Annotated in this window: 15 protein-coding genes; 6 read left to right on the top strand and 9 right to left on the bottom strand. The window is 42.3% G+C overall.

The features are described 5' to 3' along the window. The 5 genes from EW142_RS08900 (at position 1) to EW142_RS08880 (ending at position 4,171) form a co-directional block, all read left to right on the top strand. Positions 1-648 (top strand): NADH:ubiquinone reductase (Na(+)-transporting) subunit D, encoded by a 648-nt coding sequence (locus EW142_RS08900; RefSeq protein WP_130612884.1) that lies wholly within the window; start codon positions 1-3, stop codon positions 646-648. A 16-nt stretch (positions 649-664) separates the two neighbouring features. Continuing rightward, positions 665-1,405: an NADH:ubiquinone reductase (Na(+)-transporting) subunit E gene (nqrE, locus tag EW142_RS08895; protein ID WP_130612881.1), complete on the top strand. Its 741-nt coding sequence runs from the start codon at positions 665-667 to the stop codon at positions 1,403-1,405. Between the two features lie 2 nt (positions 1,406-1,407). Beyond that, the gene (nqrF, locus tag EW142_RS08890; protein ID WP_130612878.1) at positions 1,408-2,715 is read left to right on the top strand and encodes an NADH:ubiquinone reductase (Na(+)-transporting) subunit F; all 1,308 of its coding nucleotides are present in this window, start codon (positions 1,408-1,410) and stop codon (positions 2,713-2,715) included. 93 nt (positions 2,716-2,808) lie between these two features. After that, the gene (locus tag EW142_RS08885) at positions 2,809-3,168 is read left to right on the top strand and encodes a Na(+)-translocating NADH-quinone reductase subunit F (protein WP_130612875.1); all 360 of its coding nucleotides are present in this window, start codon (positions 2,809-2,811) and stop codon (positions 3,166-3,168) included. Between the two features lies 1 nt (position 3,169). Next, positions 3,170-4,171, top strand: coding sequence for an FAD:protein FMN transferase (locus EW142_RS08880; RefSeq protein ID WP_130612872.1), 1,002 nt, complete (start codon positions 3,170-3,172; stop codon positions 4,169-4,171). Here EW142_RS08880 and EW142_RS08875 read toward each other — a convergent pair whose 3' ends face one another. Genes EW142_RS08875 through gpmI form a run of 4 tightly spaced genes read right to left on the bottom strand, consistent with a single transcriptional unit; the run spans position 4,172 to position 9,502 of the window. Beyond that, complete coding sequence (locus EW142_RS08875; protein ID WP_130612869.1) at positions 4,172-4,936, bottom strand: class I SAM-dependent methyltransferase; 765 nt, start codon at positions 4,934-4,936, stop codon at positions 4,172-4,174. Between the two features lie 33 nt (positions 4,937-4,969). After that, the gene (map, locus tag EW142_RS08870; protein WP_130612866.1) at positions 4,970-5,788 is read right to left on the bottom strand and encodes a type I methionyl aminopeptidase; all 819 of its coding nucleotides are present in this window, start codon (positions 5,786-5,788) and stop codon (positions 4,970-4,972) included. Positions 5,789-5,841: 53 nt separating this feature from the next. After that, a complete protein-coding gene (locus tag EW142_RS08865; RefSeq protein ID WP_130612863.1) occupies positions 5,842-7,971 on the bottom strand; it encodes a glycoside hydrolase family 97 protein in 2,130 nt (709 codons plus the stop codon). 7 nt (positions 7,972-7,978) lie between these two features. Beyond that, positions 7,979-9,502, bottom strand: a complete 1,524-nt coding sequence (gene gpmI / locus EW142_RS08860) for a 2,3-bisphosphoglycerate-independent phosphoglycerate mutase (protein WP_130612860.1) — start codon at positions 9,500-9,502, stop codon at positions 7,979-7,981. Positions 9,503-9,710: 208 nt separating this feature from the next. On the opposite strand from gpmI, the gene EW142_RS08855 reads away from it, so the two are divergent. Beyond that, entirely contained in the window at positions 9,711-10,100 is a 390-nt protein-coding gene (locus EW142_RS08855; RefSeq protein WP_130612857.1) for an ankyrin repeat domain-containing protein, read from the top strand. 96 nt (positions 10,101-10,196) lie between these two features. Here EW142_RS08855 and EW142_RS16715 read toward each other — a convergent pair whose 3' ends face one another. The 5 genes from EW142_RS16715 to EW142_RS08835 all read right to left on the bottom strand — a co-directional run bounded on the left by EW142_RS16715 (position 10,197) and on the right by EW142_RS08835 (position 13,928). Continuing rightward, entirely contained in the window at positions 10,197-10,364 is a 168-nt protein-coding gene (locus EW142_RS16715; RefSeq protein WP_165395248.1) for a DUF6747 family protein, read from the bottom strand. A gap of 116 nt (positions 10,365-10,480) precedes the next feature. Continuing rightward, positions 10,481-11,245, bottom strand: coding sequence for a M48 family metalloprotease (locus EW142_RS08850; protein ID WP_130612854.1), 765 nt, complete (start codon positions 11,243-11,245; stop codon positions 10,481-10,483). Positions 11,246-11,285: 40 nt separating this feature from the next. After that, positions 11,286-12,020 (bottom strand): D-alanyl-D-alanine carboxypeptidase family protein, encoded by a 735-nt coding sequence (locus EW142_RS08845; protein WP_130612852.1) that lies wholly within the window; start codon positions 12,018-12,020, stop codon positions 11,286-11,288. A 77-nt stretch (positions 12,021-12,097) separates the two neighbouring features. After that, on the bottom strand, positions 12,098-13,267 hold the full coding sequence (locus EW142_RS08840) for a gliding motility-associated C-terminal domain-containing protein (protein ID WP_240740193.1): 1,170 nt from the start codon (positions 13,265-13,267) through the stop codon (positions 12,098-12,100). Positions 13,268-13,277: 10 nt separating this feature from the next. After that, positions 13,278-13,928, bottom strand: a complete 651-nt coding sequence (locus EW142_RS08835) for a hypothetical protein (RefSeq protein WP_130612849.1) — start codon at positions 13,926-13,928, stop codon at positions 13,278-13,280.

Below are 13,928 nucleotides of genomic sequence, written 5' to 3'. Positions count from 1 at the left end.
ATGGCCTTACTATCCAAGAAAGATGCAAATCTGATTCTAGACCCTTTGGCTGATAACAACCCAATTACCATTCAGGTATTGGGAATCTGTTCCGCCTTGGCGATTACCGCTGAATTAAAAGCTTCTGTTGTAATGGCCCTATCCGTAATTTTTGTGATGGGCGTCGGGAATGTTGTGATTTCCTTGATGCGAAATTTGATACCATCCAAAATCCGGATTATTGTGCAATTGGTTGTCGTGGCCTCATTGGTAATTATGGTGGACCAAGTGCTCAAGGCATTTGCGTACGAACTGAGCAAAACCCTAGGGGTATTTATCGGATTGATTATTACCAACTGTATTATCATGGGACGTTTTGAAGCCTTTGCCTTGGGCAACGGTGTTTGGAGGTCCTTTTTAGATGGAATTGGAAATGCCCTTGGATACGGTGTTATCCTTATTATCGTCGGATTTTTCCGTGAGCTTTTGGGATCGGGAACGCTTTTTGGGATTCCAGTATTTGGAGACCCTGTAGCGAAAACAGGATTGTATTCCATAGGTTATGAAAACAACGGATTTATGATCATACCTCCTGCGGCTTTGATCGTAGTTGGGATTATTATCTGGGTGCAGCGTTCAAGAAACAGAGCATTGATAGAAGAAGCATAAAAACAAAGAGGAAGTTATGTTAGAGCATATAGAATTATTTTTTAAGTCCATCTTCATCGACAACATGGTATTTGCCGTATTCTTGGGGATGTGTTCCTATTTGGCGGTTTCCAAAAAGGTAAGTACTGCAGTAGGACTTGGTGCCGCTGTAATCTTTGTTTTGGGAGTAACAGTACCTTTGAACTGGTTGTTGGACACCTACTTGCTACAAGATGGGGCATTGGCCTGGTTGGGTCCAGAATATGCGGATTACAACCTAAGCTTTTTGTCGTTCATCCTATTCATTGCAACCATTGCCACAATGGTGCAATTGGTGGAGATTGTTGTTGAGAAATTTTCTCCTGCACTTTATAATTCCTTGGGTATATTTTTGCCGTTGATTGCGGTGAATTGTGCCATTCTCGGGGGATCACTCTTCATGCAAGCTAGGGAAATACCTTCCTTGGGCTTGGCCTTGAATTATGGGATTAGCTCAGGAATCGGATGGTTTTTGGCCATTTTGGCCATTGCGGCCATTCGGGAAAAAATCAGATATTCCAATGTTCCGGCTCCACTTCGTGGATTGGGAATCACTTTCATCATCACTGGATTGATGGGAATTGGTTTTCAGAGTTTCGGGGGAATGTTGACCGGAGACAATGAGCCACCTGAGGATGTAGATACGTCCACAGCAAAAAAAGTTGAAGAAAAGAAAATTGAAAAAGAGATTGAGGACGAAGAGAAGGCAGTCTCTTATAACGAAGTCATAAACAAGTAAAGATGATTTTAGCCGCAAGTACAGGGGGTACCATTCTAATTACAGTTGTATCGTTCCTTATTTTATTGCTGCTTTTGGTGGCACTATTACTATTTACCAAAGAAAAGTTGGCTCCATCAGGACCCGTGACCATTACCATTAATGGAGAAAAGGAAATTGAAGTGGCCTCTGGGAGTTCACTTTTATCAACTTTGGGAAACCAAAAAGTATTCTTGCCTTCCGCTTGTGGAGGAGGGGGAACCTGTATCCAATGTGAATGCCACGTACTTTCTGGTGGGGGAGAGGCACTTCCAACAGAGACACCGCACTTTTCCAAGAAAGAATTGAATGAAGGTGCCCGTTTGGCCTGCCAGGTGAAGGTGAAGCAGGATATGGAAATTACCATTCCAGAGGAAGTCTTCGGAATCAAGAAATGGCATGCCAAGGTGGTTCGGAACTTCAATGTGGCTTCTTTCATCAAAGAGTTTGTTGTTGAGATTCCGGAGGATATGAACTACAAGGCGGGAGGATACATTCAAATCGAGATACCACCTTGCGAAGTAAAGTATGCAGACATAGATATCACCGCGCATCCTGAGGAACATGAAACTCCAGATAAGTTTAAAAACGAATGGGATAAGTTCAATCTGTGGCCCTTGGTGATGAAAAATACCGAAACTGTCGAACGAGCCTATTCCATGGCTTCCTATCCGGCAGAAGGGCGTGAAATTATGTTGAATGTGCGTATTGCCACGCCACCGTGGGACCGTTCAAAAAATGGATGGATGGATGTCAACCCTGGGGTTGCCTCCTCTTACATCTTTGGATTGAAGCCCGGGGACGATGTTACCATTTCAGGTCCGTTTGGTGAATTCTTCATCAACGAGTCCGATGCAGAAATGCTTTATGTGGGCGGTGGAGCCGGTATGGCGCCTATGCGCTCGCATTTATATCACCTTTTCAAAACCTTGAAAACAAACAGGAAGGTTACCTATTGGTACGGAGGACGTTCGAAAAGAGAATTGTTCTACATCGACCACTTCAAGCAATTGGAACGTGAGTTTCCTAATTTTAAATTCTATATGGCCCTTTCTGAGCCTTTGGAAGAAGATAACTGGAAAGTAAAAAAGGACATTGACGCCGAAGGTGATGGGTTTGTTGGATTTATCCACAATTGCGTTATAGACAACTATTTGAACCATCACGAGGCACCTGAAGATATCGAATTATACTTCTGCGGTCCTCCATTGATGAACAAGGCTGTTCAGAAAATGGGAGAGGATTTCGGTATTCCAGATGAGAATATACGCTTTGACGATTTTGGCGGATAATAGATATTTAGTCCCTTATCCTCTCGAGCTTGTTCGAGTGGTATTTTAAAATAAACCTGACCGATGCCCTAAAGCATCGGTCTTTTGTTTCCGATGAGCAGAGAATTAACAGAACAGGAATTACACAACTTGGCGATGAACATTGTGGGACGTCAGCTAGAGGCGGATGGTTTCGAGTTTATGGCCATCAACAGCAAGCCCAGAAAGAATCCGCAATATGTGTGTTTAAAGGAAAAAACATTGCATTTTATAGTAGTTCGCAATGTAGTTTTTCCAGATGACCCTAGAGATTTTGACGATGCCTTAATGCAAAAGGTAAAGTCGCACGCAGACAAGTTTGAGGCCAAAACCTATTTTGCAGGTGTGGGACTCTCCAATGCCTCGGACCAAAACTTACCGGTTCTATTGAACGAGGAGTATATTGTGGAATATCAGGGATTAATAGAAATATAAGATGATAAAAAGAGTTTTGTTGCTTCTTGCGTTGGTATTTTTCACTGCTTGTCAAAAAGAACTCGTCAAAAATCAAAACGTCGGAAATGCCTTAGGTACCACCTATTCGATAATTTATATTGCTGATGAGCCTCTGGACTTTCAACAAGAAATCGATTCGGTATTTCGGGTCATGAACCAATCCCTTTCCACCTATATTCCTACTTCGGATATTTCAAAGATCAATCAGGGTGATTCAACTATTGTAGTGGACCATATGTTCCAAGAAGTTTTTGAGCTTTCGAAAAAAATCCATGGCTACAGCAAGGGCTATTTTGACCCTACGGTTGGTGTTTTGGTCAATGCTTGGGGATTTGGACCTGGAGAACAAATTGAACTCGATAACATGCGGGTGGACAGTTTGTTGGATTATGTGGGTTTTGACAAAGTCAATTTGACTGAAAACAATACGGTGCGAAAAAGAAGCAAATCCATTTACTTTGATTTCAATGCGATTGCCAAAGGATATGCCATTGACCGTTTGGGTGCTATGCTCGATGCAAAGGGAATTTCCAATTATTTGGTCGAGGTAGGGGGTGAGGTTTTGACCAAAGGCACCAATCCTATCTCGCAAAAACAGTGGACCGTTGGAATAGACGATCCCCAGGCTGAAGAAGGCCGACAATTGAAGCGCATTGTCTCTCTTGAAAACAAGGCTATGGCTTCCTCTGGTAACTACCGAAAATTCAGGATTGATAAAAAAACAGGAATGAAATACGTGCATACGATAAATCCAAAGACGGGGTATACCAAAAATTCAAGTGTATTAGCGACCAGTGTTGTGGCCCATACCTGCGCTGAAGCGGATGCCTTCGCCACAGCGTTTATGGCCATGGATTTAAAAGATTCTCAATTGCTCTTGGAGGAACGCGACGAATTGGAGGCTTACATCATTTATATTGATGAGGAAGGAAAAACCCAAGAGTTTATGACCCCAGGATTCCAACATTTGGTACAAAACTGATTATTTGGATACCACCGGAAGGATTTCTCCTTTGGCAAGTCTATATTTTTCCACCTCGTCCGAAGAAAGCTTAGCGGTATAATCCACTTCTTGCACTTTGAAGCCCACGCTCCTTAGTTTGTCAAAATAATCACGGCCATAAATGCGCACGTGATCGTACTGACCAAAGATTTTGGCCCTTTCCTTTCTGTCGGTTATCGAATCATCCTCAAAAGTAAACGCCCGACTTAAATCTTGTGGAATTTGGAAAATGCCCCATCCACCAGGTTTCAAAACCCGATATAACTCGCGCATGGCCGTCGTATCATCCGGAATATGCTCCAAAACATGGTTGCATAAAATTACGTCGTAGGAGTTGTCTTCAAACGGTAGGTTACAGATATCAGCCTTTACTTCGGCCAAGGGAGAATTTAAATCTGTGGTGGTATATTCAATGTTCTTGAGCTTTTTAAATCTCTTGTGGAACGCTTGCTCTGGAGCGAAGTGCAGTACTTTTTGATTTTTTTTGAAGAAATCTGTTTCGTTTTGAAGGTAAAGCCAAAGCAAACGATGTCGTTCCAACGACAGGGTGGAAGGGGATAATACATTCTCCCTTGGATTTTCATATCCATAGGGCAAAAAGCTCTTAAAGGTTCTTCCATCAATGGGATCGATAAATCGATTTCCTTTAAGGGAAAAAGCTATAAGTGGTCTTACCCAATAGCTTAACTTAATAAGCCAAGGTCTCGGAATAAGATTGAGAAAAAATCTAAAAAGCCTTTTCATGCAGTAGAAATCTGTCGAAAAAGAAACGAATGGCTATAATTGCAACTTTTTACTTCTAAACTCTTCCTCTTCATCACTCTGTATGCCCAACGCATCATAAATGTACTGGAAGGTAGATAACAATTCGGGTTTACCGTCGATTAAGGCCACATCATGTTCAAAATGGGCACTGGGCTTTCCATCTGCAGTTAAGATGGTCCAACCATCGTTTAATTGCTTTATGCGACGTGTTCCCATATTGATCATAGGCTCAATGGCCACAACCATACCATCCACAAACTTTTTTCCTCGACCCCGTTTTCCATAATTGGGCATTTGGGGATCTTCGTGAAGTTCGGTTCCCAATCCGTGACCCACCAACTCTCGAACCACACCGTAGCCATAACTTTCACAATACCTTTGAATGGCGTAGCCGACATCTCCAACTCGATTGCCAGCTTTGAATTCTCGAATTCCTATGTAAAGCGATTCTTTGGTAACCCGAAGGAGCTTTCGGGTGTCCTCCGTAACTTCTCCAACTTCGAAGGTATATGCGTGGTCTCCATAGAAGCCATTTTTTAGGGCGCCACAATCCACCGAGATGATATCCCCATCCTTCAATGGGTCATTGTTAGGGATACCATGAACCACTTGCGCATTAGGACTCCAATTTAGGGTGTTGGGAAAGTCGTACATTCCCAAAAATCCTGGAGTTGCCCCTTGTTCCCGGATGAATTCCTCGGCCATTTTGTCCAATTTCAATGGATTGGCCCCGGGCTTTATTTCGGAAGCAAGCATACCCAAAGTGCGGGACACTACCAGTGCACTTTCCCGCATCAATTCAATCTCTTCTGCAGTTTTGATTTTAATCATGGCTGCAAAGATACATTAATCGCGAAATCCCTTTACAGCAAATGAAATTGCGATTAAAGTCTTTTTAGACCTTTGGTTTCACTTTTGTCCTTTACCTCCATAATACTGATAGCATAACCTCCTCCTGGAGCACACATCTGGCTTAGCTTTGATTTTGGGGTCACTCGGTACTTGCTGATTTTGTAACCCTTTGGATTGGTTAAATAATGGGCTGTGGCATCATCACTATAAATAGTGGCAACATAAGTTTTATCCTTATCCAAAAAGCTAAAATCAATATTTGAGGTTCTTGTTTCCTCGTCATTTGTGCGTCCTACGAACCAATTGTTGGTCCCCTTTTCCTTACGTGCATAAGTGATGTAATCACCAGGTTCTGCCTCTAAAACCAGAGAAGTATCCCAATCTATGGCGACATCTTTTATGAACTGAAAAGCATCCAAGTGTTGCTCATAGTGCTCCGGTAAGTCGGCAGCCATTTGGAGAGGGCTGTACATGGTCACATAGAGCGCCAACTGGCGGGCTATGGTAGTATTGACCCTGGATTTGTTATCAGGGTTCAATTTTGTCATATCCGTTTCAAATATACCTGGTGTATAATCCATCGGACCCCCAATAAGCCGTGTAAATGGCAAAATGGTAGTATGGTCTGGGGTATTTCCACCAAAGGCTTCGTATTCAGTTCCCCTAGCGGATTCGTTTCCAATTAAGTTAGGATAGGTTCTGCTCAAACCTGTTGGCCGAACCGCTTCATGGGCATTGACCATAATTTTATATTCTGCAGCCTTTTCCAAGGCATATTGGTAATGATTCACCATCCATTGCCCGTAGTGAGTTTCACCTCTTGGAATAATATTGCCCACATACCCGCTTTTAACGGAATTGTAATTGTTATCAGCCATAAACTGGTAAGCCTTGTCCATAAATCGTTCGTAATTACGAGCAGATCCCGAAGTTTCGTGGTGCATCATTAGACGGACACCTTTTGATTTGGCATAATCCCTAAGCATGACTACATCAAAATCAGGATACGGCGTCAAAAAGTCAAAAACGTAATCCTTGGATTTACCAAACCAATCTTCCCAACCTACATTCCAGCCCTCTACCAAAACCTGTGAGAAACCATGTTCTGCTGCAAAGTCAATGTAGCGCTTTACTTTTTCGTTGTTGGCGGCATGCCTTCCGTTGGGTATGGCATTTTCAAAATCTGTTTCTCCCAATCGAACACTGGGGACATCTGTATAGGCCCAAGAGCTTTTACCGGTGATCATTTCCCACCAAACCCCTATGTACTTTACGGGCTTAATCCATGAGGTGTCCTCGTAAGCTGTGGGCTCGTTAAGATTCAATGTGATATTGGACAACAAAATATCCCCCGCATGCTTACTGGCAATTACGGTTCTCCATGGGGTGTTCCTTGGGGATTGCATATACCCTTTTTTTCCCTGCGCATCGGGGGTCAAATGAGATTCAAGAACAAATGTCCCAGGATTGACCTCCAAATGTATGCAAGCGTATTCAACCAAAGCCGCCTCATGGATGTTGATGTAGATTCCTTTATCGGTTTTGAGCATTAAAGCCGTTTGCACTCCGTTTTTTGAAAAGGGGGTTTGGGAGGCATTTGGTGTAACTGCCTCATCCATCAATCCAGGAATTTCAGAAAGCTTGGAGGTGGTATAGTTATATTCTTGGGTATCATAATCCCCTGGAATCCAAAAGGCTTTGTGGTCCCCGGTTAGGGCAAACTGTGTTTTTTCTTCTTGTATAACGAAATAGACCAGTTTTTCCTGCTCAGGAAATTCATAACGAAAACCTAGGCCATCATCAAACAAGCGAAAACGGATATTCATCAACCTATTTGTGCTGGTTTGTTCCAATTCCACCAACAATTCGTTATAATGGTTTCGGATGCTGCTTGATTCGCCCCAAACAGGCTCCCAAGTCTCGTCGAAAGTTGAGGTAGTCGTATTTTTTATTTCAAAATCGCTTAGAAGGGATGGCATATCCACCAGTTCGAATCCTAATCCGCTAGGTTCAATAATGGGTTCTCCACTCATTGAAAGCTCATAGCTCGGTGTTCCCTCTTCCAGTTTAAACTGCAAGCTGAATTTTCCGTTCGGGGATTTTAATTCTTGGCCCAATAGGATGGAGGGCAAGAGCAAAAGGATAACAAATGTCTTTTTCATGGTTGGGTTATATGAGTGAGTCTTGAGTCATGCGTTCCGGTTGTTCTATCCCGATAAGCTTTAGAATGGTTGGGGCTATATCCCCGAGAACACCATCTTTAATATTCTTTATTTCGGGATCCACGAGAATAATCGGGACGGGGTTGGTCGTATGGGCCGTGTTGGGGCTTCCATCAGGATTGACCATGGTATCACAGTTTCCATGATCGGCAATTACGATGGTGGAGTATCCATTCTCCAATCCAGCTTCAATGACATCCTTTGCGCATTCATCGACAGTTTCGCATGCTTTGATGGCGGCTTCCATGATTCCCGTATGTCCCACCATATCTGGATTTGCAAAATTGAGGCACACAAAATCTGCCTCTCCTTTTGCAAGCTCTGGAACAATGGCATCACGAATTTCATAGGCACTCATCTCAGGTTTTAGGTCATAGGTTGCCACTTTTGGTGATGGGCAAAGAATGCGCTTTTCCCCTTCAAAGGGTTTTTCACGACCTCCATTAAAAAAGAAGGTAACATGGGGATATTTTTCTGTTTCTGCTATTCGAATTTGTTTTTTGCCCGCGTTCGCCAAGACCTCTCCAAGGGTGTCTTTGATATTCTCCTTGTCATAAACCACCTTGATTCCTTCGAAGGTATCGTCATAGTTGGTCATGGTGACATAATGAAGCGCTAACTTATGCATGTTTTGCTCGTGAAAATCTTGTTGGCTCAAAGCCATGGTCAATTCACGACCTCTGTCCGTCCTAAAATTGAAGAAAACGACAACATCTCCTTCTTTTATTGTCCCAAGAGGTTGATTATCTGCATCGACAATCGCGATTGGTTTGACGAATTCATCGGTAACGCCTTCATCATAGCTGTTCTGCATGGCTTTCTCTATCTGGCCCACTTTTTCACCCTTGCCATTTACAACCAAATCGTAGGCTAGTTTTACACGTTCCCATCGTTTATCGCGATCCATGGCATAATAACGACCCACTACGGAAGCCAATTTGGTATTCTTATTGGAACAGAAATAGGCCAAATCCGCCAAAAAGCCTTTACCACTTTTTGGATCAACATCCCTTCCATCTGTAAAAGCATGTACATAACCATTGCCCTCACCTTTGCCTAGCTCATCAAACGCCGAAATCAAAGCTTTTAGGTGGTCAATATGACTATGAACCCCTCCATCACTGACCAATCCCAAAAAATGAACGGCCTTGCGGTTTTCCAAAGCATAATTGAAAGCTTCTTTTAGTACAGGTTCATTTTTAAGTGTATCCTCCTTTACGGCCTTGTTGATTTTTGCCAGATCTTGGTAAACAATTCTTCCTGCTCCCAAATTCATATGGCCCACTTCGCTATTTCCCATTTGTCCTTCGGGAAGACCTACGTTCATCCCATCGGTCAGTAGGTTGGCGTCAGGATAATTTTGATATAGGGAATCAACAAATGGGGTATCGGCTTGTGCAATTGCAGAAACTTTGGGGTCGGGAGATTTCCCCCAACCATCCAATATCATCAGAATGACTTTTTTTTCCATCGTAATCGGTTGATTTCCAAAAATAATATGATTAAGCGGGATGCCCTAGATTTTCAAGGTCTTTTCCTTTTGCGATTTTGATAATAATTTGGACCATTTCGTGCGCTCTTGTTAAAATTAAGTTATATAAGTGTTAATCCTGTAACATTTGAAGATAGAAGGAGTCTATCTAGTTATAAAACTTATTTATAATCAAAAATTATTCATCATGAAAAAAACAATCCTAACAGTCGTTGCCGTGTGCCTTTTTGTGGCCACGGGCATGAACGCAAACAATTCCACTGCGGTGGACAACACAGTTGAAGTTCCAAAAATTTCGGTAGAGCTGAACTCTTTCTGCAAGGCCATTGTAAAAGGAGACGTGGAAACCGTTAAAAAACTTATTGAACTTGGAGAGGACGTTGACAAAAAATCATTGGGGATGGCACCTATCCATTATGCCGCACGCTACAATCGGGTTGAGATTGTAGAACTGTTATTGGCCAACGGTGCCAATGCCAAGAAAAAGTGTGATAAAGGCTATACAGCTGCCAAGTACGCTGAACTTTCAGGCGCCATGGAAGCGTTACAGGCATTGAAAGCTGCTATGAAAAAATAAGAAAGGAGTTTATTCATCCTAAAAAAGCCCTTCCAATTTGGAAGGGCTTTTTTGCTCATTTTACTATATAGTGTTCTTGTAAAAGAGTGTACTGATTTAAAAATCGAAACCTGTGAATGCCCTGTATAGAAAGGCGTAAAATGCCATAGCTAACAATACTCCACAAAAAACGGCATAGGCCTTTAGGAGCATTACCAAAAAACTTGGCCTGCAATCATCAAAAGCTTCGTGGTACAGCGATTTAAAATGTAATAGTGTTCCCATCTGTTCTCGTATTTGGCAGCACAAATGGGTTAAATGAAAAGGTAGCTTGATTTGGGGTCACTCAAAGGTAAACAAAACTGAGGAATTGTTTGTTTTAATCGATGAACGTGGCAATTCTATCGACCTGAATATTTTTCAATAGCTTCTTTAATTTTTTCGATACGGTTTTCAGGATCAGGATGTGTGCTTTGAAATTCGGGTACACGATTGGGCCCCGCTGCAGCCTTTAAAATCTCCATTACTTTGATCATTTGATTGGGGTCATAGCCCGATTGAATCAATAAAATCACTCCCAATTCATCACTTTCCAACTCGTCGCCCCGGCCATTCTTAAGCAATGTATTTTGGCCAATACCACTGACCAATCCACCTAAATCCCCACCTACGCTGGCTCCCATGGTAAGGGTTTGCCAAAAACTACTTTCGGCAATTCGTTCGGCAGAATGCCTTCCAATAACATGGCCTATTTCATGACCTAAAACGCCAGCAAGTTGCGCTTCATCTAACTGTGAGAAGAGGGCATAGGTGATGAAACACTGTCCGCCAGGTAGGGCGAAAGCATTAATGGTACGGTCATCGGCCAGTAAATGAAAATCAAATTGATAGGGAGTTTCCCTAGCAATACTATTTTGCACCAATCTTTTGCCAACAGCATCCACTAGGGCCTGCATCCGTTGATCGGGATATAACCCTCCATGCTGCTGCGCCATTTCAGGCGCGCTTTGTAACCCTATGGCAATTTCTTGGTCAGCAGTCATATTGATGTTCTGTACTCGCCCAGTGTAAGGGTTCGTCTCCTTATTGCTGCACCGCTGTATAAAAGCAAAGGCAACAATGGCCAGACCAATTAAAATTCGAATTTTCCAACTTCCTCTTCTCATGGTGTACGTCTTGAAGGCACCTCAAGATACAAAAATCAGACTACAGAAGTTTAGGGTTGATATCCAAAATGTTGTCTTGGATATAAGACCTCAAAAAACCCGTTGTGAAGTGTTCGCAGCCTATAAAATCTTCATTTTGAAGAAGTTTAAGGATGTTTTTTTTACGGAATGCCGTAAGCATGGGTATTGAAATGGGGGCATAGCTATAGTGCCAAGGCTCATATTTGAACCCCCTTCGTTTGGGTTCATCCGTGTAGACCAGATAAAATCCAAAGCGCTCCGAGTTTTCATCAAGCCATTTTTTGAATGCTTCGAAAGGACCTCCAGCTTCAAACTTTTCTGGAACAAGAACATCACCATTTACCTTAGGGTAGCCATCGATAATATCTATATCCGTGCCCCAATGATGCCTACTGGTCCCGGGAATTGTAGAATATTCGATTATTTTATCAATAGCGTCAAGAGGTTGCATTCCATCATCCTCGGTAAACCTAAGATACTTTCGTTCCCAAATTCCTTCTTGCCGATAGAAGTCACGGTAACTAGATATCATTTTTATATTGAACCCGTCCGAATACGCCGCCTTTTTCATCGCTTGATAGGATTTATAGGCCTCTTCCCTTAGATTGATACCTTCACCAAAAAGCTCAATATCCGCCTTACCCATTAATTCTTCTATGGAATACTCTATATCGGATTGGGGATAGACGAAGGGCGGCAAAGCCAAAGCCGCACCAGCAACGGCAGTTGTCTTAATGAAATTCCTTCTTTGCATGAATTACAATTGGATTTTGTCCGAAGTTAAGAAGTATTTTTCAGTCTAGCCGACGAACAATTGTTTAACCGTCATGTTTAGTTCGAAAGGTACAGGTAGCCTTGAAACTTTTCTTTGGTATCATTTACGGTTAGTACATAGAAATAAATCCCAGCGGACAAGCCAGAATCTTGACGTATTACAGCATTTCTGTTTGAAAGACCATTGAACTCGTTATTGTAGTTTACTTTCGAATAAACCAGAACGCCATATCGGTTATAGATGTTCAAGATGTTATTGGGTACATTTTCTATTCCATCGATTACCAGAAAATCATTGATACCGTCATTATTTGGCGTAAGGAAGTAGTTGTCCAGTTCCAAAATTGAAAAGGGCTGTAAAAGGTCATCCGTTCCACCAAGCGTTAGAATCTCGTAATCATCTGGAATAAAGTTGACCGACGTAATACTTCCGTTCTCCAAATTCCCGGAAATTGAGGTATTGCCGAGATTTTCCCATACTCCCTCATTTCTGTTCCACCCCACCACAACAAGACTTTCAACAGTTTCAGCCAGCAGGGATACACTACTTCTGGTATCCCATGTAAGCGTGACCACTGAACTTCGATCACCCTGTAATCTCCAGAATTCCAGGGTGCTTACTTGCAAGTCATCTTGGGAGGTAAGGTCAGTGCTGAAAGTTTGGGACAGCGAAACAGGAGCGTTAGGGTCTTCAAAAAAGTAAGAACATCGTGCCAAACTATTGATTTCAACCGAATTTAAGGTCAAATACCGTATACGTTCGCCATCACCAACAGGAAATGTGATCAACGATTTATTTGAAGCACCGGTATAACCGTTTACATGAGTGTTGTTACCGGTACCTGTATAAAATGCATCGTCGATAAAGTTTAGGTAGTCATTTAAGTTTGATTTAACTGTAGTGACATCTCCCGAAATGAAATTGGCATTGTTGGTAACACCCACCCAGGTATCCAACTGCAACCCATTATCAACGAAAATTTCCATATCTTCAAAAATGGGATTTGACGAGCCCGAAATGTTCAATCGACCCGAACTATAAAACCCGGTTAGTCCTCGGTTATTGTCAAAAGTGCCATCATCAATTACATCCAAATGAAATCCTACGGCAGAGGTGGAATGGAACTGCAGATTCCCAAAATTATGGAAGGCATCCTGGGCGTTGATCAATGAGAAGGTCATTGCCGCCAGTAAACTCAAAAAGTATGTTCCAAGTTTCTTGTTCATCTTTTTTGTTTCATCTAAAAGCCTGAAAAATCACCACAATCCCGTCGGCAAAACTATCTGTATTCAGTAAAAATCCGTCTGAGTTAAAACGGGTCACCGTAGCTGAGGTGATACCCAAATTGTTTCCATTCTGATTCCCGTATCGCAGGCCGATAGAATGAGAGTTGGAAGCGTACCTTGAAATATCGTTGATTGAATTTCCACTACCTCCGACATAAATTACTTGTTCGGTGATACTTCCTCCATCATTTCTGGCAAATCCTGTCATTGAGCCAAAAGAATTCGCAATACCGGAGTTATTGTTTCCAACACCGTTATCAGAATTCAAATTGAAATTCTCCACATTGGCGTAGGCCCAAAAGGTAACGCTGTTTGGTTCAAAGGGTATTCCGGAAATGGTTTGGTTTCCTGTATTGGAAATTTGAAAAGTACCCATGTATGTGTTTGTGACATTGGGCACTTCCACCCATGCCCCATTACTAAAAAAATGAATGCTGCGAGTAGTTGTATTATACACCATGGAACCTTCGATGGGGTTCGCGATATTGCTCATTTCTGTATCGGTAACATTATGGATACCTACCAAATCCCCTGCGGTTGGCGCCTGGGCTACAATCTGCAAGCTTGAAAAAAGCAATAATAGATGAAACAGTCTTTTCAT

Source organism: Flagellimonas allohymeniacidonis, assembly GCF_004296335.1.
GTDB classification, from domain to species: Bacteria; Bacteroidota; Bacteroidia; order Flavobacteriales; family Flavobacteriaceae; genus Flagellimonas; species Flagellimonas allohymeniacidonis.
The sequence above is the reverse complement of the archived record's forward strand: the minus strand, read 5'-3'. Positions and strand labels throughout refer to the sequence as shown.

What these genes read in the sequence shown, in the direction of transcription:
- nqrF (WP_130612878.1), top strand. Translation starts at nt 1,408, where the DNA reads ATGATTTTAGCCGCAAGTACAGGGGGTACCATTCTAATTACAGTTGTA.
- EW142_RS08880 (WP_130612872.1), top strand. Translation starts at nt 3,170, where the DNA reads ATGATAAAAAGAGTTTTGTTGCTTCTTGCGTTGGTATTTTTCACTGCT.
- EW142_RS08855 (WP_130612857.1), top strand. Translation starts at nt 9,711, where the DNA reads ATGAAAAAAACAATCCTAACAGTCGTTGCCGTGTGCCTTTTTGTGGCC.
- EW142_RS08900 (WP_130612884.1), top strand. Translation starts at nt 1, where the DNA reads ATGGCCTTACTATCCAAGAAAGATGCAAATCTGATTCTAGACCCTTTG.
- map (WP_130612866.1), bottom strand. Translation starts at nt 5,788, where the DNA reads ATGATTAAAATCAAAACTGCAGAAGAGATTGAATTGATGCGGGAAAGT.
- nqrE (WP_130612881.1), top strand. Translation starts at nt 665, where the DNA reads ATGTTAGAGCATATAGAATTATTTTTTAAGTCCATCTTCATCGACAAC.
- gpmI (WP_130612860.1), bottom strand. Translation starts at nt 9,502, where the DNA reads ATGGAAAAAAAAGTCATTCTGATGATATTGGATGGTTGGGGGAAATCT.
- EW142_RS08835 (WP_130612849.1), bottom strand. Translation starts at nt 13,928, where the DNA reads ATGAAAAGACTGTTTCATCTATTATTGCTTTTTTCAAGCTTGCAGATT.
- EW142_RS08850 (WP_130612854.1), bottom strand. Translation starts at nt 11,245, where the DNA reads ATGAGAAGAGGAAGTTGGAAAATTCGAATTTTAATTGGTCTGGCCATT.
- EW142_RS08885 (WP_130612875.1), top strand. Translation starts at nt 2,809, where the DNA reads ATGAGCAGAGAATTAACAGAACAGGAATTACACAACTTGGCGATGAAC.
- EW142_RS08840 (WP_240740193.1), bottom strand. Translation starts at nt 13,267, where the DNA reads ATGAACAAGAAACTTGGAACATACTTTTTGAGTTTACTGGCGGCAATG.
- EW142_RS08875 (WP_130612869.1), bottom strand. Translation starts at nt 4,936, where the DNA reads ATGAAAAGGCTTTTTAGATTTTTTCTCAATCTTATTCCGAGACCTTGG.
- EW142_RS16715 (WP_165395248.1), bottom strand. Translation starts at nt 10,364, where the DNA reads ATGGGAACACTATTACATTTTAAATCGCTGTACCACGAAGCTTTTGAT.
- EW142_RS08865 (WP_130612863.1), bottom strand. Translation starts at nt 7,971, where the DNA reads ATGAAAAAGACATTTGTTATCCTTTTGCTCTTGCCCTCCATCCTATTG.
- EW142_RS08845 (WP_130612852.1), bottom strand. Translation starts at nt 12,020, where the DNA reads ATGCAAAGAAGGAATTTCATTAAGACAACTGCCGTTGCTGGTGCGGCT.